The organism is Streptomyces sp. NPDC051561, from assembly GCF_044454195.1.
Classification (GTDB): Bacteria; Actinomycetota; Actinomycetes; order Streptomycetales; family Streptomycetaceae; genus Streptomyces.
Window position 1 is genome coordinate 323,875 of record NZ_JBITDM010000004.1, and the last position, 21,466, is coordinate 345,340.

Sequence of the window (21,466 nt, forward strand, 5' to 3'; positions counted from 1 at the left end):
CAGCGCCGCAAGCGAGAAGGGCTCCGGCTCTTCTGCGTAACCCCTCGCACCAACTACCGTACGTATCAAGCAGAACCGGGAAGGCAATCCGTTGTACGAAGGCGTGGTTCAGGACCTCATCGACGAGTTGGGCAGGCTGCCCGGCGTCGGTCCCAAGAGCGCGCAGCGGATCGCCTTCCACATCCTCCAGGCCGAGCCCACCGACGTACGACGGCTGGCGCACGCACTCCTTGAGGTCAAGGACAAGGTCCGCTTCTGCGCGGTGTGCGGGAACGTCGCGCAGGAGGAGCGGTGCAACATCTGCCGCGACCCGCGCCGCGACCTGACCGTCATCTGCGTGGTGGAGGAGTCCAAGGATGTGGTCGCGATCGAGCGGACCCGGGAGTTCCGGGGCCGTTACCACGTACTGGGCGGCGCCATCAGCCCCATCGAGGGCGTCGGACCGGACGATCTGCGGATCCGCGAGCTGCTCGCCCGTCTCGCGGACGGTGCCGTCACCGAGCTGATTCTGGCGACGGACCCCAACCTGGAGGGCGAGGCCACCGCCACGTACCTGGCCCGGATGATCAAACCCATGGGTTTGAAGGTCACCCGGCTGGCCAGTGGTCTTCCTGTAGGGGGAGACCTGGAGTACGCAGACGAGGTCACGCTCGGGCGTGCCTTCGAGGGGAGACGATTGCTGGATGTCTGACATGCCCGACGCCACCGTGCACACGCCAGGGGACGAACCGGACACCTTCGCGGTCCAGATCGCCGACCAGGTCGAAAGCTTCATCCTCGCCGTCACGGAAGTCGCCAAGGGCGACGAGCCGGACAGCGCGGTGCCGTTCCTGCTCCTCGAAGTCTCCCAACTCCTGCTCGCGGGCGGGCGGCTGGGCGCGCACGAGGACATCATTCCGGACGAGCGGTACGAGCCTGACCTCGGCCCGGAGCCGGATGTCGACGATCTGCGCGCCCGGTTCGCCCGGATGCTCGACCCGATCGACGTGTACAACGAGGTCTTCGACCCGTACGAACCGCGCAAGGCACCCGTCGCCTGCCGCATCTCCGACGACCTCGCGGACGTGGTGACGGACCTGCGCCACGGCCTGGCCCACTACCGGGCCGGCCGCACCACCGAGGCCCTGTGGTGGTGGCAGTTCTCCTACTTCTCCAACTGGGGCTCCACCGCCTCCGCCACCCTGCGCGCCCTCCAGTCCCTGGTCGCCCACGTCCGCCTCGACCAGCCTCTCCAGGAGCTGGACGGCCTGGACACGGACGAGGACCTGGCGGAGAGCGACCTGGAGGAGGAGGCGGGACGCGTGATGCTGGAGGAGATCGCGGGACCGCTGGGGATCCGTACGGCGGGCTGAATCGCTGAGCCGCTGGGGATCCGTACGGCGGGCTGAATCGCTGAGCCGCTGGGGATCCGTACGGCGGGCTGAATCGCTGAGCCGCTGAGCCGACCGGTGGGAGTGTTCACCTCCACCCCATGAGCCCCGGCCGGGGCGTTGTTACGGACTGGCCGGGGCTTTCGGCTGTCCGGTGCCGAGCCGCAGGGCGATGCTCCGGTCGGTCAGCCGGGCCACCCGGTCCGGGGCGTGGGTGGACATCAGGACGGTGCGTCCGCCCGCGCGCCAGGCGGCCAGCTCGGCGGTGAGCAGGTCGGCGGCGGTGTGGTCGAGCCCGTTGTACGGCTCGTCGAGCAGGATCAGGCCCGGCTCGTGCGCGGTGGCGATCAGCAGCCCCAGCTTCTTGCGCGAGCCGAGCGAGAGGGCGTGGGCCGGCCGGTCGAGGTGCTGGGTGAGGCCGTAGCGGTCCAGGCGGGCGGTGGGGACCGGGACCTGCCAGAGCCGCGCCGCGAGGAGCAGGTGTTCTCGCACGGTCAGGTGGTCGTAGAGCGGTGGTTCGTCCTGGAGGAAGCCCCGGCGGCGGCGTACCCCGGGATGGTCCGGCGGCAGACCGGCGACGGTCACGGTGCCGGCGGAGGGGCCGATCAGGCCGGCCAGCACCCGGAGCAGGGTGCTCTTGCCCGCGCCGTTGGGGCCGGTCAGCAGGGCCAGTTCACCGGCGGGCAGGACGAAGGAGACCGGGTACAGCGCGCCGCCCGCGTCCGGTGTGACGCTCAGGGCGACGGCTTCGACCGTGGGGGCTTCGTGCGCGACGGCTTCGAACGCGGGGGCTTCGTCCGTGTTCACGTGTACCTCATTCCGGGCAGCCGGTCGCTCCGGCCGACCCCCCACAGGAGAGCGGCGAGCACCGCTGTGGTCAGCAGCAGGCCGGAACCCATCAGGGCGTCATCGGTGGGAAAGTGCCAGGCCAGCAGGGCGGCCGGGGCCAGCAGGAGGCAGGCGGTCAGGGCCTCCACCACCCCGGCGGACACGGGACGGGTGGTGCCGCCGCCCCGGAACACCTCGGTCCGGGGCACCGCCGCGTAACCCGTGACCATGCCCACGGCCACGCTCAGCAGCACGGCGGGGAACGCGAGCAGCACCGTCAGCGGGGCCGCCCCCGCAGAACCGGTGAGGGCGGCGGTTCCGGCGTACAGCGGGCCGGTCAGCAGGGCGAGCTGGAGGGCGGCGGAAAGCACCTTGCCCGTGACCAGGGAGCCGAGCGGCCGGGGCGACAGGCGCAGCAGCTCCCAGCTCCCGGCCTCCGCCTCGATGCCGCAGATCCGTACGACCGGATCGGCCGCGAGGAGCGCGGCCGACACCAGCGTGGTCAGGGCGGCGAAACCGGAGAGGTGCCACAGTGGCCCCGAGACCGCCGTGACCGCCAGCCCCGCGCAGCCCAGGAACAGCGACATCCGGAGGTGGCGCAGGGCCGGATCGGTGCGGCGGGTACCGCCCCTGCTCAGCAGGGCGAGGTCCTTGCGCGCCATGATGCCCGCCATCCCGGTACCGAAGCGGACCAGGGCGAGCGGGCGGTCGGCGCGTGGTCGTTTCGCGCGTGGGCGTTCCGAGTGCGGGCGGCCGTTCCGGCGTACCCCCTGCGGGAGACGCGCGAGGGACCAGCGGCAGGCGCAGACCAGGGCGGCCACCACGACGCCCTGCACGGCCACGGTGACCGGCAGACCGGCGGGCACGAAGAGCGTGCTGAACCGGTCCGGCTGGGCGGCGACGACCGCCCGGCGCGCCAGAGACTGCCAGGCCTGGTCCGGCGAGTCGCCGAGCGACGAGCGGGCCGCGACCAGCGGTGCGGCGGCGATCCCGGTGACCACCCCGGCCAGGCAGTACGCCGCCCCGTCGAACAGGCCGCGCAGCCGGGCCCCGGTGCCGGGCAGCCGCAGGAAGGTGGTGACCAGCAGGATCTTCAGGAGTACGGCCTGCGCCAGGAAGGCGGTCAGGTGCAGGAGGACGGCTGCCACCTGCGGCCCGGTCGCCCCGGTGGCCAGCAGCGCGGGCGCGGCGAGTGCCGCGAGGCCGCCGCTCAGGGCAACGGCCGAGGCCGCCGACGGCAGCACGAGACGGGCGAGCACCGTCTGCGGGCGGGTCAGCTGGAAGCTCTCCAGCACCTCGGCGTCCTTGGGATGCGCGAGGGCCACGGCGATGGCGGGACGCGCCCCGTGCAACTGCGTCAGCACCACCAGTGCCAGCGGGAACCAGCAGAGTGCGGCCAGGTCCGGTGCCGAGTAGCCGTCCGCCCGGCCGGTCAGGGACGTGGCGGCCTGCCGGCTCAGCAGGACCAGGAAGACGAGTGCGGCGAGCGTGCCGAACAGCAGCAACCAGGCGGTGTGCCGCCCGGCGCGTGGCCCTGCGGCGCCCCGCGACACGAAGTTCAACCGCCGCCGCGAGTCGGCCCGTACGAGCGCGAGGGCTCCGCGCAGGGGGGACGGGGGAGGAGCGGATACGGAGGCGGGCGAGGCAGGTAGGGCGGGTGAGACAGCAGGTAGGGCGGGTGAGACAGGAGGTACGGGTGGAGTACGGCTCGGGGGGCGGGCCGGGGCCGGTGGCGCACCGCTGCGGCCGGGGCGCGTGCCGAGCCGGGCCACGGGCACCAGTGCCGCCGCCGTACCCACCACGTACAGGAAGGCGGTGTCCGTACGGTGCAGGAACGGCGTGGTCGGCAGCTCGGAGGTGGTCAGGGCCAGCGGCCCGAACCAGGCCAGCGTCCCGCCGACGAGGAAGCCGCCGCCCGCCCCGGACAGGATCATGACCCCGGCGAGGACGAGCAGCGCGATCCCGCTGCCCAGCCAGAGCACGTTGACCAGGTGGGACACGGTGAGAGCCCCGGTGCGCTCCCCGGGCGTGATCCGCCCCGAACCGGCGAGCGCCCGGGCCACCCCGGCGCCGGACGCCAGATGGGCCGCGAAGCGAACCAGCGCCAGCACCCCCGCGATCACGACGAGCAGCCGGGAGGCGGGGAGTGCGAGGCGGGCGAGGCGAGCGGGGCGGCCGGGGCCTTCGGTCCGGGTGGGGCGCGTGGGCCTGGCGGGGCTTTCGGGGCTCACTGGAATGCGCGCACCAGCAGACAGATCACCAGCAGCAGGCAGACCGGCAGGAACGCCTTGAGCAGCCACCGGGGCGCCTGACCCTCCCGCCGCACATGGGAGAACCCCAGCACCCCGAGGGCGATCAGCAGGAGCGCGAGGAGGCTGGTGCAGACGGCGAGAAAATCCATGGAACCTCTAGCAATCGTGACGGTGGTGCTCGGCAGGGTTCCGCCGGTTCAGCGGTGCCGAGGCTTCAGCAGACGTACTGGGACACCAGGGCCGAGACTCCCGAGCCGACGGCCAGTGCCGTGGACAGCGCACCGGCCGCCTGGGCGGAGATCGCGATGCCGACGATCGTGATGCCGCCCGCCAGGGCAGCGGCGGCCAGCGCGGCCGAGCCGATCGCGTACACGGCGGCCATCGCGGCGGCGTGGCAGAAGGCCATGCCCCGCTTGTCCTGGTGGGTACGGACGACGAGCTGACCCTGCCCCTGTCCCCGGGCGGGCTTCGTGTAGACCAGGTCCGCGCCGTGGCTGCGGTAGACGACCGCCTCGCCGCCCGGCCGGACGGTCTGCCGGGCGCGGTTGATTCCGTCGAGGATCCGGGCGGTCAACTCGGGGTCGTTGTCGGCGGGTTGGGCGGCCGGGCGCGAGAGCGCGGCACCGGCGGCGGGGGCGGAGAGGGGCGGGGCGGAGGCCGGCCGGGCGGAGGCCGACGGCGCCACCGTGGCCAGTACGGCGGTGGCGGTGAGCGCCGCGAGCGAGACAAGGACGGAACGGCGGAGACCGCGCCCGGAGCCCGAGGTGAGCGTGGTGCGTGCGGTGTGCGCGGCGGGAGCGGGGCAGGCGGTGTGCGAGGGGCGCGAGGTGGCGGATTCCACGTGGTCCACAGGGGAGTCCTCTGCTTTCGTTACGGGCGGTGGAAGGCCCCCGCTGCCGTCGATCACGACACCGTTCCATGACCCAACCAAAGGTTTACGCCCGACCGGCGGACCGCCACCCGGAGTCCCCCGAACGAGGGAGGACAACCGTCGCGGGCCGGGCGCGGGGGCTCGTGGCGCCGATGTGACCCGTCCCACCTTTCGCGTACCCCCGGCCGGTCGGGGCAGCATCCGTTCGAGCAGCACGGACGCCGGATCACGTCCGCGTCGTGAGCGGATCGTCTCGCGATGCGATACTCGTCCGGCGTAAACGTACTGCTCGTTAGACTGAGCCGACCGCAGTAATGACCTAACGAGGAGCGCACGTGGGCCTTGTCGTGCAGAAGTACGGAGGCTCCTCCGTCGCCGATGCCGAAGGCATCAAGCGTGTCGCCAAGCGAGTCGTGGATGCCAAGAAGAACGGCCATCAGGTCGTTGTCGTGGTGTCGGCGATGGGTGACACGACGGATGAGCTGATCGACCTCGCCGGGCAGGTATCTCCGATCCCTGCCGGGCGCGAATTCGACATGCTGCTGACCGCAGGAGAGCGGATCTCCATGGCGCTGCTGGCCATGGCGATCAAAAACCTGGGCCACGAGGCCCAGTCCTTCACGGGCAGCCAGGCCGGTGTCATCACCGACTCGGTCCACAACAAGGCGCGGATCATCGACGTCACCCCGGGCCGCATCCGGACCTCGATCGACGAGGGCAACATCGCCATCGTCGCCGGGTTCCAGGGCGTCAGCCAGGAGGGGAAGAACATCACGACGCTCGGTCGTGGTGGTTCGGACACGACGGCCGTCGCGCTCGCCGCCGCCCTCGACGCGGAGGTCTGCGAGATCTACACGGACGTGGACGGCGTGTTCACCGCCGACCCCCGTGTGGTGAAGAAGGCGAAGAAGATCGAGTGGATCTCCTTCGAGGACATGCTGGAGCTGGCCGCGTCCGGCTCCAAGGTGCTGCTGCACCGCTGCGTGGAGTACGCACGCCGCTACAACATTCCGATCCATGTGCGTTCGTCCTTCTCCGGACTGCGCGGAACCTGGGTCAGCAACGAGCCGCTGGGAGACACCAAGGTGGAGCAGGCCATCATCTCGGGCGTCGCGCACGACGTCTCCGAGGCCAAGGTCACGGTCGTCGGCGTACCGGACAAGCCGGGCGAGGCCGCGGCGATCTTCCGCGCCATCGCGGACGCCGAGATCAACATCGACATGGTGGTGCAGAACGTCTCCGCCGCGTCGACCGGTCTGACCGACATCTCCTTCACGCTGCCCAAGACCGAGGGCCGCAAGGCCACCGACGCGCTGGAGAAGGCGCGCGCGGTCATCGGTTACGAGTCGCTGCGCTACGACGACCAGATCGGCAAGATCTCCCTGGTCGGCGCCGGCATGAAGACCAACCCGGGCGTCACCGCGGGCTTCTTCGAGGCGCTGTCCGACGCGGGCGTGAACATCGAGCTGATCTCGACCTCCGAGATCCGCATCTCGGTGGTCACCCGCGCCGACGACGTCAACGAGGCCGTGCGCGCCGTGCACACCGCCTTCGGACTCGACACGGACTCCGACGAGGCCGTGGTCTACGGGGGCACCGGAAGGTGACCCACAAGCCGACGCTCGCGGTCGTCGGGGCGACCGGAGCGGTCGGCCGGGTCATGCTCCAGATCCTGTCGCAGCACGCCGACATCTGGGGCGAGATCAGACTGCTCGCCTCTCCGCGCGCGGCCGGCACCACGCTGTCCGTGCGCGGCGAGGACGTGCCCGTGGTGGCGCTCTCCGAGGAAGCCCTGGAGGGCGTCGACGTCGCGCTCTTCGACGTGCCGGACGAGGTGGCCGCGCAGTGGGCGCCGGTCGCCGTCGCCAAGGGCGCGGTCGTGGTGGACAACTCGGCGGCCTTCCGGATGGATCCGGAGGTTCCGCTGGTGGTCCCCGAGGTCAATCCGCATTGCGTACGGGTACGGGCGCGCGGCATCGTCTCCTCTCCCAACTGCACCACCCTCTCGATGATCGTCGCGCTGGGCGCCCTGCATGCCGAGTTCGGGCTGACCGAGCTGGTGGTGTCCTCGTACCAGGCGGCGAGCGGGGCGGGGCAGGCCGGAATCGACACCCTGCGGGCCCAGCTCTCGCTGCTCGCGGGGGAGCCGGACGCGGGGACCGCACCCGGCGGCGTACGGCGGGCCGTCGGTGACGACCTCGGGCCCTTCCCGGCGCCGCTCGCGCTGAACGTGGTGCCGTGGGTCGGCTCCGTGCGGGACGGCGGCTGGTCGTCCGAGGAGCTCAAGGTCCGTGAAGAGTCCCGGAAGATTCTGGGGCTGCCGGAGCTGCGGGTGACCGCGACTTGTGTGCGGGTGCCCGTCATCTCCACCCACTCCGCCTCCGTGCACGCCCGCTTCGAGTCCGAGGTGACTGTCGAGCGGGCCAACGAGATCCTCGCCACCGCCCCCGGCGTGGTTCTCTTCGACAATCCGGCGGCCGGGGACTTCCCCACCCCCGCTGACGTGGTCGGCACCGATCCGACCTGGGTGGGACGGGTCCGGCGGTCGATGGATGATCCACAGGCGCTGGAATTGTTCGTGTGCGGAGACAATCTTCGTAAGGGGTCTGCCCTGAATGCGGTGCAGATAGGCGAATTGATTGCTTCTGAACTCGCCACGGGCTGAGCGGAATTGTTTGTAGAATCTGTGAACGCCCTGTGAGCGGATAACAGGTCTGGACCGCACTGGATTGCTTGTGGCGGGGCGTGATCGTGTTTGATTGATGAGCCACCGACCTTACGGGAACCGGGAGTTGGGTCCGTGGCGTCTCTGTGGTCGCCCTCGGATGAGGCCACGGCGAAATCGGGGCAATGGGGAGGGGCGGTTACGCATGGGGCGAATCGGTGCACCGAGTACACCGTCAAAAGCGGCGTCCTGCGCGTACAACCCTGACGGGGAGAAGCGTGTCCAACAGGCGTGGCAGCAGAGGTTCTCGACATCACGGCGCTCTCGCTGCGCGGCGCCTCGGTGCGCCCGCGGCGTACGTCCCGCGCGCCCGGCGGCATGCCGGTGATCGCGCCCATGCCGGCGGCGCGGCCGGCGCGCATAGTGGCGCAGGCGTCAGCGGCGTCCGTGGCACCAGCGGCGTCCGTGGCACCAGTGGCACCTGTGGTGCCGGTGGCGTCCGTGGCATCGATACCGCCGGTGGTGACGCCGCCGGTCCTGCCGCCGGTGATGCCGGTGCAGGTGCATACGGTGCCGCTTCAGGTGGCACCGGCTCAGGCTGCGGCACAGGACTCCGCGACGTACGGTCCCGCGCTCGTGGCCGCTGAGGAGCAGACCCTCGCGGAGGGCACGACGGTCGACCATCTCACCGAGACCTACCGGGCGCACTACCGCTCGCTGCTCGGCCTCGCGGCACTGCTGCTCGACGACATCGCCTCCTGCGAGGACGTCGTGCAGGAGGCCTTCATCCGGGTGCACAGTGCGCGGGGCAGGGTCCGCGAGCCCGAGAAGACCCTGGCGTATCTGCGCCAGACGGTGGTGAACCTGTCCCGTTCGGCGCTGCGCCGCCGGATCCTCGGGCTCAAGCTGCTGTCCAAGCCGATGCCGGACATGGCGAGTGCCGAGGAGGGCGCGTACGTCAGCCTGGAGCGGGACGCGCTGATCAAGGCGATGCGCGGGCTGCAACGGCGGCAGCGCGAGGTGCTGAGTCTGCGGTACTTCGCGGACATGACTGAGGCGCAGGTCGCCGAGACGCTCGGAATATCCCTGGGCTCGGTGAAGGCGTACGGTTCACGCGGGATCGCCGCACTGCGGGTCGCGATGGAGGCGGCCTCATGAGCGGCACGAGCGGCGGCGGGCACGGAAGTGACCGCGACGGGCGGGACGAGCAGGGCGGACGCGGCGAGCGCGACGGGCTCAGCGAGCGTGACGGGTGTGACGGGCGTGGCGAAGGCTTCGAGCGTCAGAGGCGGTACGGGCCGGACGGCCCGCGAAACGACCGGACTGGAAACGGCATTGTGAACGACGGGTGCAACGGGCGCGAGGAGCGCCACGGGCGCGGGAACCCGCCGAACGGAAGCGGCTTCGGGCACGGATCGGGGGGCTCGGCGCTCAGGTCGGGATCCGGTTCGGGGCCGGGATCCGGCTCCGCGTTCGGCTCGGGACCCGCGTTCGGCCCCGGGTCCGGCAGCCGGGGCAACTCCACCCCCGGCAGCCCCTTCGGCACCGACACGCCCGCCCTCAGCCCCGACGAACTCGTCATCCGCCGCCTGATGCACGGCGCGGTCGAGGACCTCATCCCCTCCGACCACGCCCTCGACCACCTGCGCAGGGCCGTTCCGGCTCGCCGGGCGAGGCGCCGGCAGGCGGTGGTCGGCGTGGCCGCCGCCGTACTGCTGATAGGCACCGCGGTCCCCGCCTTCCTGCACGTCTCGCAGACCCGCGACACCGCCGCCGCCCACCCCGCCAACGCGGGCCACGCGGAGGACCCGCAGGGCACCGACGGGGACCCGGCGGGCACCGGTACCGGCACCGACGGCGGGGGCACCGACGGCAGCCCCGACGGTAAGACCCCCGACAGGACGACCCCCGGCAAGGACCCCGAGGACAAGCAGGAGGAGTCCGAGGCGGGCAGCCCCGACGCGGGCCGGACCGGCGCCGGCGACCAGGAGATCCCGGGCGAGGGCGCCTATGAGCAGGACGCGTCCGAACCGGACAGGCCCGCCTGCGACGGCTCCCAGCTGAAGGTCGTCCAGGCGACCACCGGCAACCCGGACGGCAAGGGCCGCGTCTACGGCACCTTCCGGATCGCCAACAAGTCGGGCTCCGAGTGCGCCGTACCGGGCGAGGGCCAGATGAACTTCGAGGCGCTGGGCGCCGCCCAGCCGGGCCGCATCAAGGTCGTCGACCACAAGTCCGGCGACCCCGCGGAAGGCCTGCTGCCCGACCCGTCGAAGGAGGCGCGCAGCCTGGTGCTTCCGCCGTCGGCGGCGTACGAGGTCAAGTTCGCCTGGGTCCCCGAGGCGAACTGCCCCACCACTGGCCCGTCCCCGGACCCCACGTCGACCACCGGCGCGGGTGACACCTCGGGTCAGGTCACCGGCGGCACCCCGGGTGGCGAAGGCGCCGGCAAGGTTCCCGAGCCGCCGGGCGAAGACTCCGACACCACCAAGATGGCTCCGCAGCTCGGCACCGCCGAGGGTGACCCCGCGGACGGCAAGGTCGCGGTGACCCACACCGCGGAACCGGGCGCCCCGGAAGCGGCGGCCACCATTCCCAACGCCTGCGCGGGCACCATCTACCGGACGGGCGTGCTGGACGCACCGTGATCTCGGCCGGCCGGCCGGGCGGGGAGGTCTGTCGGGGCGGTCAGGCGGGGAGGTCGGTCGGGGCGGTCGGTCGGCCGGTTGATGGCCGCCTCGTCCTGTACGTCGGCTACTTCGCGGCCGGTACGTCGCTTCCCTCGGCCGGTACGTCACCGGAGGCCGGCGCCTCACCGGAGGCCGGCACGGCGCCCGAGGCCGGCCCCGGAACCGCGACCGCCTCCGTCACCGGAATCCCCAACTCCAGGTCCCGCGCGGCCTCCACCTCACGCCGCATCAACCGGAACCACATGAACAGCACGAACCCGGCGAAGACGAACCACTCACCGGTGTAACCCAGATTCTGGAACGCCTTCAGGTCCAGCCCACTACCCTGCGGCGCCACCGCCGGTACCGGCTTCAGACCGCTCTCAGCCGCACTCTGGGTGATCCACGCGTCCTGCACCGGATACGGAACCAGATTGACCAGCGTCGCGGAACTGATCATCCCGACCTGGCCCTCGGGCAGCCCGCCCGAGGCGTTCACCCCGTCCGTCTGGGAGTTCTCGGACGCCTGGAGCGCCCCGGTCACGGTCACCTCACCGGCCGGCGCGGGCGGCACGGTCGCCTTCCGCGCGTCCCCGGCGGCCCAACCCCGTACCACCGGCAGCGCCTTGCCGCCCCCGGCCGACGTCCTCAGCATCGCCAGGACGTAGTAGCCCTGCTTCTCGTCCAGCGTCCGCCCCGGCACCAGGAACTGCTCCCCGTACCGCCCGGAGACCTTCGCGGGCTTGCCCGACGTCTCGGTCGACACCGGCAGCAGCTCGTCCAGCGCCACCGCACTCTGCTTCGCCGGATCGGGTGCCGCCTCCGCGCTGCGGTGCGAGTCGACCCGGTCCTCGAAACGGCCGAGCTGCCAGGACCCCATGAAAATACAGAAGGGAATGGCCAGCACGACGAACACGTTGATCCCCCACCACCGCGGGGTCAGCAGAAACCGGTACACACCCCCAAGGTACGTTCCCCGGCCGCCCCGCCCGTGGGCGGGGCGAACCTCTCCCCGCTCCCGCCCCGCCGCACCGCACCCCCCACGTCCGCTTTGATGGAGGAATGAGCAATCCAGAGCGCACGACCGACACCCCGGCAACCGACACCCCGGCATCCGCCACCCCCGCCTGGGAGCAGCGCTTCCGCGCCCCCCGCGTCTCCCTCCCCGACTGGGCCGAGGAAGCCCCGCAGCGCGCCCTCTTCGTGTCCAACGCGACCGGCACGTACGAGCTGTACGCCTGGGACCGCGAGACCGGCGAGCAGCGCCAGGTGACCGACCGGGCCAACGGCACCACCGACGGCGTGCTGACCCCGGACGGCGAGAGCATCTGGTGGTTCAGCGACTCCGACGGCGACGAGTTCGGCGTCTGGATGCGCCAGCCCTTCGCCGGGGGCGAGGACGTGCCCGCCGTACCGGCGCTGGAAGCCTCCTACCCGGCCGGTCTCGCACTCGGCCTCGACGGCACCCTGGTGATCGGCCGGTCCACCGACGACGACGGCTCGACGATCCACCTGCTGCGGGCCGGCGCCGCCGACCCCGTGGAGATCTACCGGCACCGCGAGTCCGCCGGCGTCGGCGACCTCTCCCACGACTCCTCCCTCATCGCCGTCGAGCACACCGAGCACGGCGACGCCATGCACTCCTCGCTGCGGGTGCTGCGGACCTCCGACACGGGCGTGGTCGCCGAACTCGACGACACCCGGGGCGGCACGGCGGAACTGGGCCTCGCGGTGCTCGGCTTCGCACCCGTCGACGGCGACACGCGGCTGCTGGTCGGGCACCAGCGGCGGGGCCGCTGGGAGCCGATGATCTGGGACCCGGTCGCCGGCACCGAGACCGAACTCGCCATCGACCTGCCCGGCGACGTGAGCGCCGACTGGTACCCGGACGGCTCCGCCCTCCTGATCGGCCACAGCTTCGAAGCCCGCGACGAGCTCTGGCGCTACGAGATCACCACCTCCCTGCTGACCAGGGTCGACACCCCTCCCGGCTCGGTCTCCGGCGCCACTGCCCGGCCCGACGGCTCGGTGGAGTACCTGTGGTCGTCCGCCGCGAAGCCCCCCGTCGTACGGTCGACGGCCGGCGGCGTCGTCCTCGACCCGCCCGGTGCCAAGGCCCCCGACTCCGTACCGGTCGAAACGGTGTGGGTGGACGGTCCGGCGGGCCGTATCCACGCCCTCGTACAGCGCCCGGAGAACACTCGGGGCCCGCTGCCGACGGTCTTCGAGATCCACGGCGGACCGACCCACCACGACAGCGACGTCTTCACCTCGGGCACGGCCGCCTGGGTCGACCACGGCTTTGCGGTGGTACGGGTCAACTACCGGGGCTCCACCGGTTACGGCCGCGAATGGACCGACGCACTCAAGCACCGGGTCGGCCTGATCGAACTCGAAGACATCGCCGCCGTCCGCGAATGGGCCGTGACCTCCGGTCTCGCCGACCCCGCCCGCATCGTCCTGTCCGGCGGCTCCTGGGGCGGCTACCTCACCCTCCTCGGCCTCGGTACGCAGCCCGACGCCTGGGCGCTGGGCCTGGCCGCCGTACCGGTCGCGGACTACGTCACCGCGTACCACGACGAAATGGAGGCCCTCAAGGCGCTGGACCGCACCCTCTTCGGCGGCACCCCCGAAGAGGTCCCGGACCGTTTCCGGGACTCCTCCCCGCTCACCTACGTCGACGACGTCCGCGTCCCCGTCTACATCTCCGCCGGAGTCAACGACCCCCGCTGCCCCCTCCAGCAGATCGACAACTACGTCGACCGCCTGGCCGCCCGCGACGCCGTCCACGAGGTCTACCGCTACGACGCCGGCCACGGCTCCCTCGTGGTGGAGGAACGCATCAAGCAGGTCCGCCTCGAAATCGACTTCGCGCAGCGGCACTTGGGGTGACGGGGGCGGCAGGCCGGTATCCGTGAACGCGGTCCGGCAACTGCGAGCGCGGTCCGCGGCTACAGGTTCAACGGAAACGGAACGTGCTCGACGGCGCGGCCGTGGCGGTCCAGCAGCCACCCCATGCGTTTGGGGGAGTGGAGCGCCACGGTCCGGTCCCTTACTTCGAGTCGGGGAAAGCGCTCGGTGAGGAGGCTCTCGAACGGGCCGATGCCGTTCAGGTCGTGCAGCCAGGCCATGACGATCAGGTTGTGCGGTCCGCTGACGGAGACGGCGAGGCGGACCTGTTCCATCTGGGCCAGGGCGATGCCGGTCTGTTCGAGGTGGCTGTGCGGTACGCAGGCGCGATAGATGACCATGGCGCGGTAACCGGCCAACGGCTGGGCGATGTCGCAGCGCAGGGTGAGGTCGCGGGCGCGGAGCATCCGCAGCAGGCGCCTGCGGGCGGTGTGCTCGCTCAGTCCGGCTGCCTCGCCGAGCGCCTTGTAGCTGAGCCGGCCGTCGACGCCCAGTGCGCCGCGCAGGGCGTGATCCTGCGCGGTGAGCCGGGTGTCCATGTGGGAGGTGTAGGTGTCACGCACCGTGCTGCGGGATTCCGGCAGCCGGGCGCGTGCCGCCGCGTCGATGGCCCGGGTCCGCCAGTCGCTGCCCTCGCCGAAGACGGTGATGCCGAGGCGGGTCTTGGTGGAGTGAACGCCGGGCAGCGCCCCGATGGTGCCGTGCACGGCGCTGCCCAGGGCGTGGAGGTCGGGGGCCGCGACGGAGAGGAAGAGGTCGAAGTCACCGGCGGTCTCATCGACGCTGAAGATCCAGGGCGTCCGGGCCAGGGCACGGCTGACCTGGTCGAAGGAGCGTGGCCGGCAGCGTACTTCGACATAGGCGACGGTGGCCGCGTGCGGTGCTTCGTAGGCGGTGATCCAGGCCAGGCCGAGGCTCCGCAGGCGTTCCCAGCGGCGCGCGACGGTGGTCGCGTCGACCCCCAGAACGCGGGCCAGCTGGGCCCAGGTCGCACGGGGTGAGGACTGCAGGGCATCGACGAGTTCCAGGTCGCCCTCGGAGAACGACAGGTCGGCCCCCGAGAACGACGGGCCGCCCTTCGAGAACGAGGGGGATTCGTATTCCGGCTCCGCAGGCTGGTTGGTGAGGCTTTCCTGCATTTCTTCGGCTGCTTCCTTCCGGAACCGGACCATGGAGGCGTCACCGCCACGGTCGAGTATCGGCCACTGCTGGAAGGAACGGCGATGCCTGCTTCCCGCCCTCGCGCCGGTTCGCGCCCTCGGCTGAGCGGCCCGGTGCGTCTCACCGTGGTCCTGCTGTTCGCGGCCTGGTTCATCGACTACGCGGACCGGCTGATCATCAACCTGGTGCTGCCGTCGATCGGTGCGGAGTTCGATCTCAGCCGCAGCGAGCAGGGCCTGGTGATCTCGGTCTTCTTCCTCGCCTATGCGCTGTGCCAGATTCCCGGCGGCATGCTGGCCGACCGGTTCGGCGGGCGAAGGATGGTCCTGTGGGCGCTGGCTGCCTGGACCGTGTTCACCGTACTGACGGGCTTTGCCTGGTCGTTCGCCGTACTGCTGGTGATGCGCGTGCTGTTCGGTCTGGCGCAGGGGGTCTTCCCGCCGGCGGCAGCCAAGGTGCTGGTGGAGCGCACGGGCAAGGAGGAGCGGATGCGGGCCAACGGGCTCGTGCTCAGCTCGAATTCGCTGGCCGCCGTGTTCACCCCGCTGGCCGTGGCGCCCCTGGTCGCGGCCTTCGGCTGGCGCTCGGCCTACATCTCCGTCGCGGCGCTCGGCGTCTTCGTCCACACCGCGATCCGGCTGCGGCTGCCTCCGCCGTCGGGCGGCAGGGCGCCGATGGGCGTTCCGGCCGCGAAGGCGGATGTGAAGACGGCCGCGAAGGCGGATGTGAAGGCCCTGCTCAAGTGGAAGGCGCTGTGGGGGTTCGCCGGGATGATGTTCGGCTACAGCATCATCATCTGGGGCCTCAACAGCTGGGTGCCGACCTACCTCAACGACGAGCGCGGGGTGCCGATCGAGTCGGCCGGGGCGCTGCTGGCCATTCCGGCGCTGGCCGCCACCGTGGGCACCGTCATCGGCGGCCAGCTCTCCGACCGCCTGGCCGGCCGGCACTGGAAGGTGATCGTCCCCGGTATGGCGGTGGCCGCCGCGTCCCTGCTCCTCATGGCCTACGCCTCCGGACTCGCGGCGTTCGTCGTCTTCGGTACGGTCGCGATCTTCGCGACCTCCCTGAGCTACATGCCGATCTTCGCGGTGCCCATGCGGAGCCTTCCCGCCGAGCAGATGGGGGTGGCCACCGGGATCATCATCTTCGGCGGCCAGCTCGCCGGTGTGGTGGCACCCACGGTGATGGGCGTGCTGGCCGACGCCTTCTCCTTCCAGGCCGCGTTCGCCTTCCTCGTCCTGGGCGCGGTCGTCGCCGCCGTACTGGCCTGCCTGACTCCCCAGAGCACCCCCGCACTGCTGGCCGGCGCTCCAGGGCACCTGTCCGAAGCAAGCCGGGAGCCCTCTTCCCCGATCGAGAAGGAACTGTCGTGACCGACACCTCGCACCTGCTGGATGCCCGTTCGCTGACCGGCGGACTGTCCGCACTCCTGCCGGAACTGCGGAACCTGTACGAGGACCTCCACGCCCACCCCGAACTCTCCTTCCAGGAGAAGCGCACCGCCGGGGTCGTCGCCGCCAAGCTGCGCGACCAGGGCTGGGACGTCACCGAGGGCGTCGGTGGGACCGGCGTGGTCGGTGTGCTGCGTTCCGGTGAGGGGCCCACGGTGCTGCTGCGCGCGGACATGGACGGGCTGCCGGTCAAGGAGCAGACCGGCCTGCCCTACGCCTCCACCGCCACCGCGCTCAACGACGAGGGCGAGACGGTACCGGTCATGCACGCGTGCGGGCACGACGTCCATGTGGCGTGCCTGCTGGGGGCCACCGCGCTGCTGGCCGCCAACCGGGAGTCCTGGCGCGGCACGGTCGTGGCGGTCTTCCAGCCGGCGGAGGAGGTCGGCGGTGCACCGGCGATGATCGAGGACGGTTTCCTGGAGCGCTTCCCGCGGGCCGATGTCTGCCTGGGCCAGCATGTGGCGCCCGTTCCGGTCGGATTCGCGGGCACCCGGCACGGCACGGTCATGGTGGCCTCCGACAGCCTGCACGTACGGCTGTTCGGCATCGGTGGCCACGGCTCGGCGCCGGAGACCACCGTGGACCCGATCGTGATGGCCGCGGCGATCGTCATGCGCCTTCAGACGGTGGTCTCCCGCGAGGTCGGGGCCACCCAGATGGGGGTGGTGACCGTCGGCGCGCTCCAGGCGGGCACCAAGGAGAACATCATCCCCGACACCGCCGACCTGAAGATCAACATCCGCAGTGCCTCGCCCGCCGTCCGCGAGAAGATCCTCACGGCCGTCAAGCGGATCATTCACGCCGAATCGGCTGCCTCCGCCGCGCCCAGGGAACCCGAGATCACCGCACTCCACAGCTTCCCCGTCACCGCCAACGACCCCGGCGCGACCGACAAGGTGCTGACCGCGCTGACCCAGGTGCTCGGACCGGAGCGGGCCTTCACCCTGCCCCAGCCGCTGACCGGCAGCGAGGACTTCGGCACGTTCGGCACGGCCCTCGGCGTCCCTTCGGTGTTCTGGCACTTCGGCGGCCTGGACCCCGCGCTCTTCGAAGGGTTCAGCCTGGAGGACCTCATCGACTCGGGGATGCCCGCCGGCATCCCCGGCAACCACTCACCCCGCTTCGCCCCGGTGGCCGGACCCACTCTCGACACCGGCGTGCGCCTGCTGCTCGGTGCGGCCGCGGAGTGGCTCGAAGCCCCTGACGCGAGGTCCTGACCCTGCGCGAGGTCCTGGCCCTCCGCGAGGTCCTGGCCCTCCGCGAGGCGGAAAGGCCGTGGGGCCGGCCCCAGTTCCGGGACCGGCCCCACTGGTGTCTCCCGATACAGATCTGCCGGTCGCCTGGGCTTACCGGGCGTCGGCGGTGCGGCCCCGGGTGCCTGGACCCGTCCTCCCGGACAAGGGATCAGTAATTCCTCAGTAACGGCGGCTTTCTAGCGTGCGAACTCCCCCGTACCCCCTTCGGAGGAGTGCCCCCGATGCCCCTGCCCCGACCGCCCCGGCGGAGATCCGCCACGTGGGTGGCGGCCGCTTTCACCGCGACCGCACTGGTGACCGGCGCGATACCGGCCGTCGCCGCCGGCACCCCGGTCGTCTCCGTCACCTCCGGCTCCGACGGCTCGTTCACGCTGCCGAAGGTCGCCGAGGGTACGTACACGCTCTCCGTGACGCCCACCGCGCCCCTCCTGTGCAACGGCGCGTACACGGGCGAGCTGAAGATCGACGGCAACGAGACCCGCACCGTCCAGCTCCCGAACCGCGCCGACAGTTCGGGCAACTCCTGCGCCCCGGCCTCCTACTCCTGGATCTCCGGCTCCAGCAAGGTCGCCCTGTCCGGTGACGAGGACGCCAAGACGGTCGCGCTGCCCTTCCCGGTCACCTTCTACGGCGTGAAGTACTCCAGCGCCGCGGTCACCACCAACGGCCTGATCAACTTCCTCTCGCCGCGCATCGGTGACTACACCAACGAGGAACTGCCGACGGAGACCCAGCCGAACGGCATCGTCGCCCCGCTCTGGGACGACCTCACGCTCGACAAGAAGTCCAGCGTGCAGACGGCCACCACCGGCAGGGCCGGCAGCCGTAAGTTCGCGGTCGTCTGGAACAACGTCCTGTTCGCGGACGGCAGCGGCGACCGCGCCACCTTCGAGGCCGTCTTCGACGAGGCCAACGGAGCGATCACCTTCCCGTACAAGTCCGTAGCGGGCACGGGTTCCTCGGCCACCGTCGGCATCGAGAACCAGGCCGGCACCGACGCCCTCCCGTACTCGTACGACCAGGCCGTCCTCAAGGCCGGTTCGGCGATCCGCATCGCGCAGGGAGCCACCTCATGAGAACCACCACTTCCCGGCGGGCCCTGACGCTCGCCTCCGCCATGGCCGCGGCGGGCCTGACACTGACCGCCGCCCCGCACGCGCTCGCCGCCGACACCCCGACCGGGGCGACGACGCTGAGCACCACCGAGGCCAAGACCCTCGCCGACCACGTCAACGTCAACGTGTACGGGGACGACAACGCGTACGCGGCGAAGGACGACACCGCCGCGGACCCCTCGGCGGAGCCCTCCGCGGACGGGGCCGCGGACCCCGCCACCGACCCCAGGACCCCGCCACCGACCCCAGGACCCCGGTCACCTTCACCAAGAAGTCCTCGATGGAAAGCGTCCGAGGGCTCGCCGCGACCGTCCCGGCCGGTTCCGACGGCAGCTACTTCACCGTGCACAGCCTGGGCAACGTCCAGCTGCACAAGGCCGACGGCTCCACCGCCTGGGCGCGCACCAACACCTCGTACTACACGGACTGGCAGGTCAAGCCGCTCCAGCCGTGGCGGACCGAGCCGTACCCGGCGCGCATCGTGATGGGCTACGACGCCGTCGCCCCGTACGCGCCCTATTCGGACCAGGGGTTCGACACCGCCGACCTGACCGGTGACGGCACCAAGGACATCGTCTTCTCGGCGAACGTCGGCGCCCCGCCCACACCCCGGCCGTTCACCTCGCCCGGCTCCTCGCTGTCCACCGGCACCTTCGTGACGGTCCTCGACGGCAAGACCGGCAAGACCTTCTGGTCAAAGCTGTACGCGTTCGCCTCCAACATCAAGGTGGCCGACGGCACGCTCCTCATCGCCAACGCGCCGCGCCTGAACTCGAACGCGCCCGCCACGGACACGGCCACCCTCACCGGCATTCGCTTCTCGTACGCCGACGGAGCGCTGACCCCGGCCAAGACCTGGACGTACGACACCGGCTCGGCCGGCGGCGTCAGCTGGGGCGCCCTGGAGACAATCGGCAAGGGCAGGGTCGCCGCTGTCTGGGACCTGCGCAAGACCGCCACGAACGCCTCGCGCGGCCGCACCCTCGTCCTCGACACCGCCGACGGATCGGTCAAGTCGCAGACGGACCGCGCCCTTTACGGCCGCCAGCTGCGCCTCGACGCCTCCCGCGGGCGGGTCGTCGCCCTGGAGCAGGCGGACGCCACCGACGGTGTGATGTACGAACTCGCCGAGTACGACCTGGCCGACGGCAGGCGCACCACGCTCGACAGCCGCGTCAACGTGCTGCCCACCGCCCTGACGGTCGGTGACGCGGCGAAGGGCGGCGGCAACGAGATCGCCGTCAGCGAGTCGACGTACACCTCGTCCTTCTCCATCAACTCCAGCACGATCCGCGTCCTCAACGGGGCGGACGGCTCGACCGTCAAGTGGACGTACACGACCAAGCGTTTCGCCGAGAACTCCGGTGACGGCGCCAGCAGTTGGAACCTCACCGCCAGGAACGGCTCGCTCTACGCCTCCGCGCAGGACGACCAGGACTCGGAGGGCGCGCTCAACCCCGGCAGCCTGCGCTACGGCTCACTCACCGCGTTCACCGGCGGCGGCACGGTCAAGTGGCGCCGACACGGCCTGAACGCGTCGCAGATGTACCAGCAGGTGTACTCCGCCTCCGGCGGCGACTACATCCGCACCGTCGACCAGCAGCAGAACATCCGCGAGTACAAGCTGGGCAGCGGCAGCCAGAAGCGTCTGACCCCGCTCCAGGGCGAGCTGAACCACGGCAAGGCCGCGGACTTCGACGGCGACGGCAAGAAGGACGTCGTCGTCGGCGGTTCCTCGCACGGTGTATGGGCGTACTCCGGTACGTCGCTGGTCGACGGCACCCCGAAGAAGCTGTGGCAGGCGACCGTTCCCGGCGAGGTGCACAACATCGCGACCGCTGACGTGAACGGCGACGGCAAGGACGAGATCCTCGTCCCGACCGATGCCCTGCGCGTGTACGACGCGCGCGGCTCGAAGCTGTGGACCTACTCCGCCCCGGCGAGCGCGGGCGACGTGGTCTTCTCCGACACGGTCGTCTCCGGCGGGCAGGTCTTCACCCAGTACAGCAGCCTCGGCGCGCTCAACGCCGCCGACCCGGTCGTCGGCGGAGCCGCCCTCAACGGCAACGGCACCGTCCGGTGGACCGCCGACCCCAAGGCCCCCGACCGCGCCGCCGACGGCAAGCTGCGCGGCGCGGTCCTGGTCAACGGCATCGTCGCCTCGCCGAAGATCCCGTACGCCGACGGCCACGCGGTCGTCTACACCTGGATCGTCAAGGCCGACCCGACGGTGGCCGGCGACCTCGCGACCGCCTCGCCGCGCGTCGTGACCGAGATCCGGGACGGGCGCACCGGTGAGGTGATCCGCCAGATCCTCGGCGGCAGCCCGTGGTCGCACGGCAACTACTTCGTCGACGAGCAGAACAGCGTCCTCTACCAGATGAGCTTCGGTGTGATGAAGGGCTACCCGGGCGAAGGCAAGGAAGACACCTACGCCTCGGTCATCGCGCCGCTGCGCACCGCCGGCTTCATCAACGGCCCCGCCGGACGACGCCTGTTCGCCGGAGGAACCGAGGCAGGCCTCGCCGCCCACGACCCGTCACAGCTCACCAACGGTGATGCCTTCCAGTCCAGCATCGGCGGCGCCACCCTCATGAGCGGCCGCAGCTACGTCGCCGCCGACCTCGACGCCGACGGCACCGACGAGATGATCTCCCTCGGCTACGACCACTTCGGCATCAACCGCATGGCCCACCAACTGGGCGGCGGCGTCCTCCCCCTCAACGACGGAATCCACCAAATGGCCACCCTCACACTCTCCTGACCCCACCCCTGTCTCAGCTCCCCCGAACCCCCCTGGGCACAGCCCAGGGGGGTTCGACGGGATTGATTGATATTCCAATTACGGCCTGTGGTGTGACGTAGATCTACTGCGCGGCTGGATGTGGATCTGTCAGTTATGGTGCACGTGC

17 protein-coding genes are annotated in these 21,466 nt (G+C 71.2%); 11 read left to right on the plus strand and 6 right to left on the minus strand.

The window, feature by feature from the left end; all coding sequences use genetic code 11:
- The first annotated feature begins 91 nt into the window (after window positions 1–91).
- Both recR and ACIA73_RS12495 read left to right on the plus strand, forming a co-directional pair.
- Window positions 92–691, plus strand: a complete 600-nt coding sequence (gene recR / locus ACIA73_RS12490) for a recombination mediator RecR (RefSeq protein ID WP_399438391.1) — start codon at window positions 92–94, stop codon at window positions 689–691.
- A 1-nt stretch (window position 692) separates the two neighbouring features.
- Window positions 693–1,352, plus strand: coding sequence for a DUF5063 domain-containing protein (locus ACIA73_RS12495; protein WP_399438588.1), 660 nt, complete (start codon window positions 693–695; stop codon window positions 1,350–1,352).
- Between the two features lie 141 nt (window positions 1,353–1,493).
- Here the strand turns inward: ACIA73_RS12495 and ACIA73_RS12500 are convergent, their stop codons facing one another.
- The 4 genes from ACIA73_RS12500 to ACIA73_RS12515 form a co-directional block, all read right to left on the minus strand.
- Complete coding sequence (locus tag ACIA73_RS12500) at window positions 1,494–2,177, minus strand: ATP-binding cassette domain-containing protein (protein ID WP_399438392.1); 684 nt, start codon at window positions 2,175–2,177, stop codon at window positions 1,494–1,496.
- On the minus strand, window positions 2,174–4,429 hold the full coding sequence (locus ACIA73_RS12505) for a hypothetical protein (protein ID WP_399438393.1): 2,256 nt from the start codon (window positions 4,427–4,429) through the stop codon (window positions 2,174–2,176). The genes ACIA73_RS12500 and ACIA73_RS12505 overlap by 4 nt, the downstream gene beginning before the upstream one ends.
- Window positions 4,426–4,599: a hypothetical protein gene (locus tag ACIA73_RS12510; RefSeq protein ID WP_399438395.1), complete on the minus strand. Its 174-nt coding sequence runs from the start codon at window positions 4,597–4,599 to the stop codon at window positions 4,426–4,428. The genes ACIA73_RS12505 and ACIA73_RS12510 overlap by 4 nt, the downstream gene beginning before the upstream one ends.
- A 65-nt stretch (window positions 4,600–4,664) precedes the next feature.
- Window positions 4,665–5,300: a hypothetical protein gene (locus ACIA73_RS12515; protein WP_399438396.1), complete on the minus strand. Its 636-nt coding sequence runs from the start codon at window positions 5,298–5,300 to the stop codon at window positions 4,665–4,667.
- A gap of 356 nt (window positions 5,301–5,656) precedes the next feature.
- Between ACIA73_RS12515 and ACIA73_RS12520 the strand changes: the two genes are divergently transcribed.
- The 4 genes from ACIA73_RS12520 (at window position 5,657) to ACIA73_RS12535 (ending at window position 10,634) form a co-directional block, all read left to right on the plus strand.
- Entirely contained in the window at window positions 5,657–6,928 is a 1,272-nt protein-coding gene (locus ACIA73_RS12520) for an aspartate kinase (protein ID WP_399438397.1), read from the plus strand.
- Complete coding sequence (locus tag ACIA73_RS12525) at window positions 6,925–7,986, plus strand: aspartate-semialdehyde dehydrogenase (protein WP_399438398.1); 1,062 nt, start codon at window positions 6,925–6,927, stop codon at window positions 7,984–7,986. The genes ACIA73_RS12520 and ACIA73_RS12525 overlap by 4 nt, the downstream gene beginning before the upstream one ends.
- Window positions 7,987–8,535: 549 nt before the next feature.
- Complete coding sequence (locus ACIA73_RS12530) at window positions 8,536–9,144, plus strand: SigE family RNA polymerase sigma factor (RefSeq protein ID WP_399438589.1); 609 nt, start codon at window positions 8,536–8,538, stop codon at window positions 9,142–9,144.
- Entirely contained in the window at window positions 9,141–10,634 is a 1,494-nt protein-coding gene (locus ACIA73_RS12535; RefSeq protein WP_399438399.1) for a hypothetical protein, read from the plus strand. Before ACIA73_RS12530 ends, ACIA73_RS12535 begins: the two co-directional genes overlap by 4 nt.
- Window positions 10,635–10,740: 106 nt before the next feature.
- Here ACIA73_RS12535 and ACIA73_RS12540 read toward each other — a convergent pair whose 3' ends face one another.
- Entirely contained in the window at window positions 10,741–11,613 is an 873-nt protein-coding gene (locus tag ACIA73_RS12540) for an SURF1 family protein (RefSeq protein ID WP_399438400.1), read from the minus strand.
- A gap of 104 nt (window positions 11,614–11,717) precedes the next feature.
- Between ACIA73_RS12540 and ACIA73_RS12545 the strand changes: the two genes are divergently transcribed.
- On the plus strand, window positions 11,718–13,547 hold the full coding sequence (locus ACIA73_RS12545; protein WP_399438401.1) for a prolyl oligopeptidase family serine peptidase: 1,830 nt from the start codon (window positions 11,718–11,720) through the stop codon (window positions 13,545–13,547).
- A 59-nt stretch (window positions 13,548–13,606) separates the two neighbouring features.
- On the opposite strand, the gene ACIA73_RS12550 is transcribed toward ACIA73_RS12545, so the two are convergent.
- The gene (locus tag ACIA73_RS12550) at window positions 13,607–14,704 is read right to left on the minus strand and encodes an Lrp/AsnC family transcriptional regulator (protein WP_399438402.1); all 1,098 of its coding nucleotides are present in this window, start codon (window positions 14,702–14,704) and stop codon (window positions 13,607–13,609) included.
- A gap of 84 nt (window positions 14,705–14,788) precedes the next feature.
- On the opposite strand from ACIA73_RS12550, the gene ACIA73_RS12555 reads away from it, so the two are divergent.
- The 4 genes from ACIA73_RS12555 to ACIA73_RS12570 all read left to right on the plus strand — a co-directional run bounded on the left by ACIA73_RS12555 (window position 14,789) and on the right by ACIA73_RS12570 (window position 21,318).
- Window positions 14,789–16,102 (plus strand): MFS transporter, encoded by a 1,314-nt coding sequence (locus tag ACIA73_RS12555; RefSeq protein WP_399438403.1) that lies wholly within the window; start codon window positions 14,789–14,791, stop codon window positions 16,100–16,102.
- A complete protein-coding gene (locus tag ACIA73_RS12560) occupies window positions 16,099–17,400 on the plus strand; it encodes an amidohydrolase (protein WP_399438404.1) in 1,302 nt (433 codons plus the stop codon). Before ACIA73_RS12555 ends, ACIA73_RS12560 begins: the two co-directional genes overlap by 4 nt.
- A 260-nt stretch (window positions 17,401–17,660) precedes the next feature.
- Window positions 17,661–18,515: a hypothetical protein gene (locus ACIA73_RS12565; RefSeq protein WP_399438405.1), complete on the plus strand. Its 855-nt coding sequence runs from the start codon at window positions 17,661–17,663 to the stop codon at window positions 18,513–18,515.
- Between the two features lie 319 nt (window positions 18,516–18,834).
- A complete protein-coding gene (locus ACIA73_RS12570; RefSeq protein ID WP_399438406.1) occupies window positions 18,835–21,318 on the plus strand; it encodes an FG-GAP repeat domain-containing protein in 2,484 nt (827 codons plus the stop codon).
- Window positions 21,319–21,466: the final 148 nt, after the last annotated feature.

Coding starts and splice junctions, on each gene's coding strand:
- ACIA73_RS12545 (WP_399438401.1), top strand. CDS start 11,718: ATGAGCAATCCAGAGCGCACGACCGACACCCCGGCAACCGACACCCCG.
- ACIA73_RS12530 (WP_399438589.1), top strand. CDS start 8,536: ATGCCGGTGCAGGTGCATACGGTGCCGCTTCAGGTGGCACCGGCTCAG.
- ACIA73_RS12495 (WP_399438588.1), top strand. CDS start 693: ATGCCCGACGCCACCGTGCACACGCCAGGGGACGAACCGGACACCTTC.
- ACIA73_RS12550 (WP_399438402.1), bottom strand. CDS start 14,704: ATGCAGGAAAGCCTCACCAACCAGCCTGCGGAGCCGGAATACGAATCC.
- ACIA73_RS12555 (WP_399438403.1), top strand. CDS start 14,789: ATGCCTGCTTCCCGCCCTCGCGCCGGTTCGCGCCCTCGGCTGAGCGGC.
- ACIA73_RS12570 (WP_399438406.1), top strand. CDS start 18,835: ATGGAAAGCGTCCGAGGGCTCGCCGCGACCGTCCCGGCCGGTTCCGAC.
- ACIA73_RS12510 (WP_399438395.1), bottom strand. CDS start 4,599: ATGGATTTTCTCGCCGTCTGCACCAGCCTCCTCGCGCTCCTGCTGATC.
- ACIA73_RS12565 (WP_399438405.1), top strand. CDS start 17,661: ATGCCCCTGCCCCGACCGCCCCGGCGGAGATCCGCCACGTGGGTGGCG.
- ACIA73_RS12535 (WP_399438399.1), top strand. CDS start 9,141: ATGAGCGGCACGAGCGGCGGCGGGCACGGAAGTGACCGCGACGGGCGG.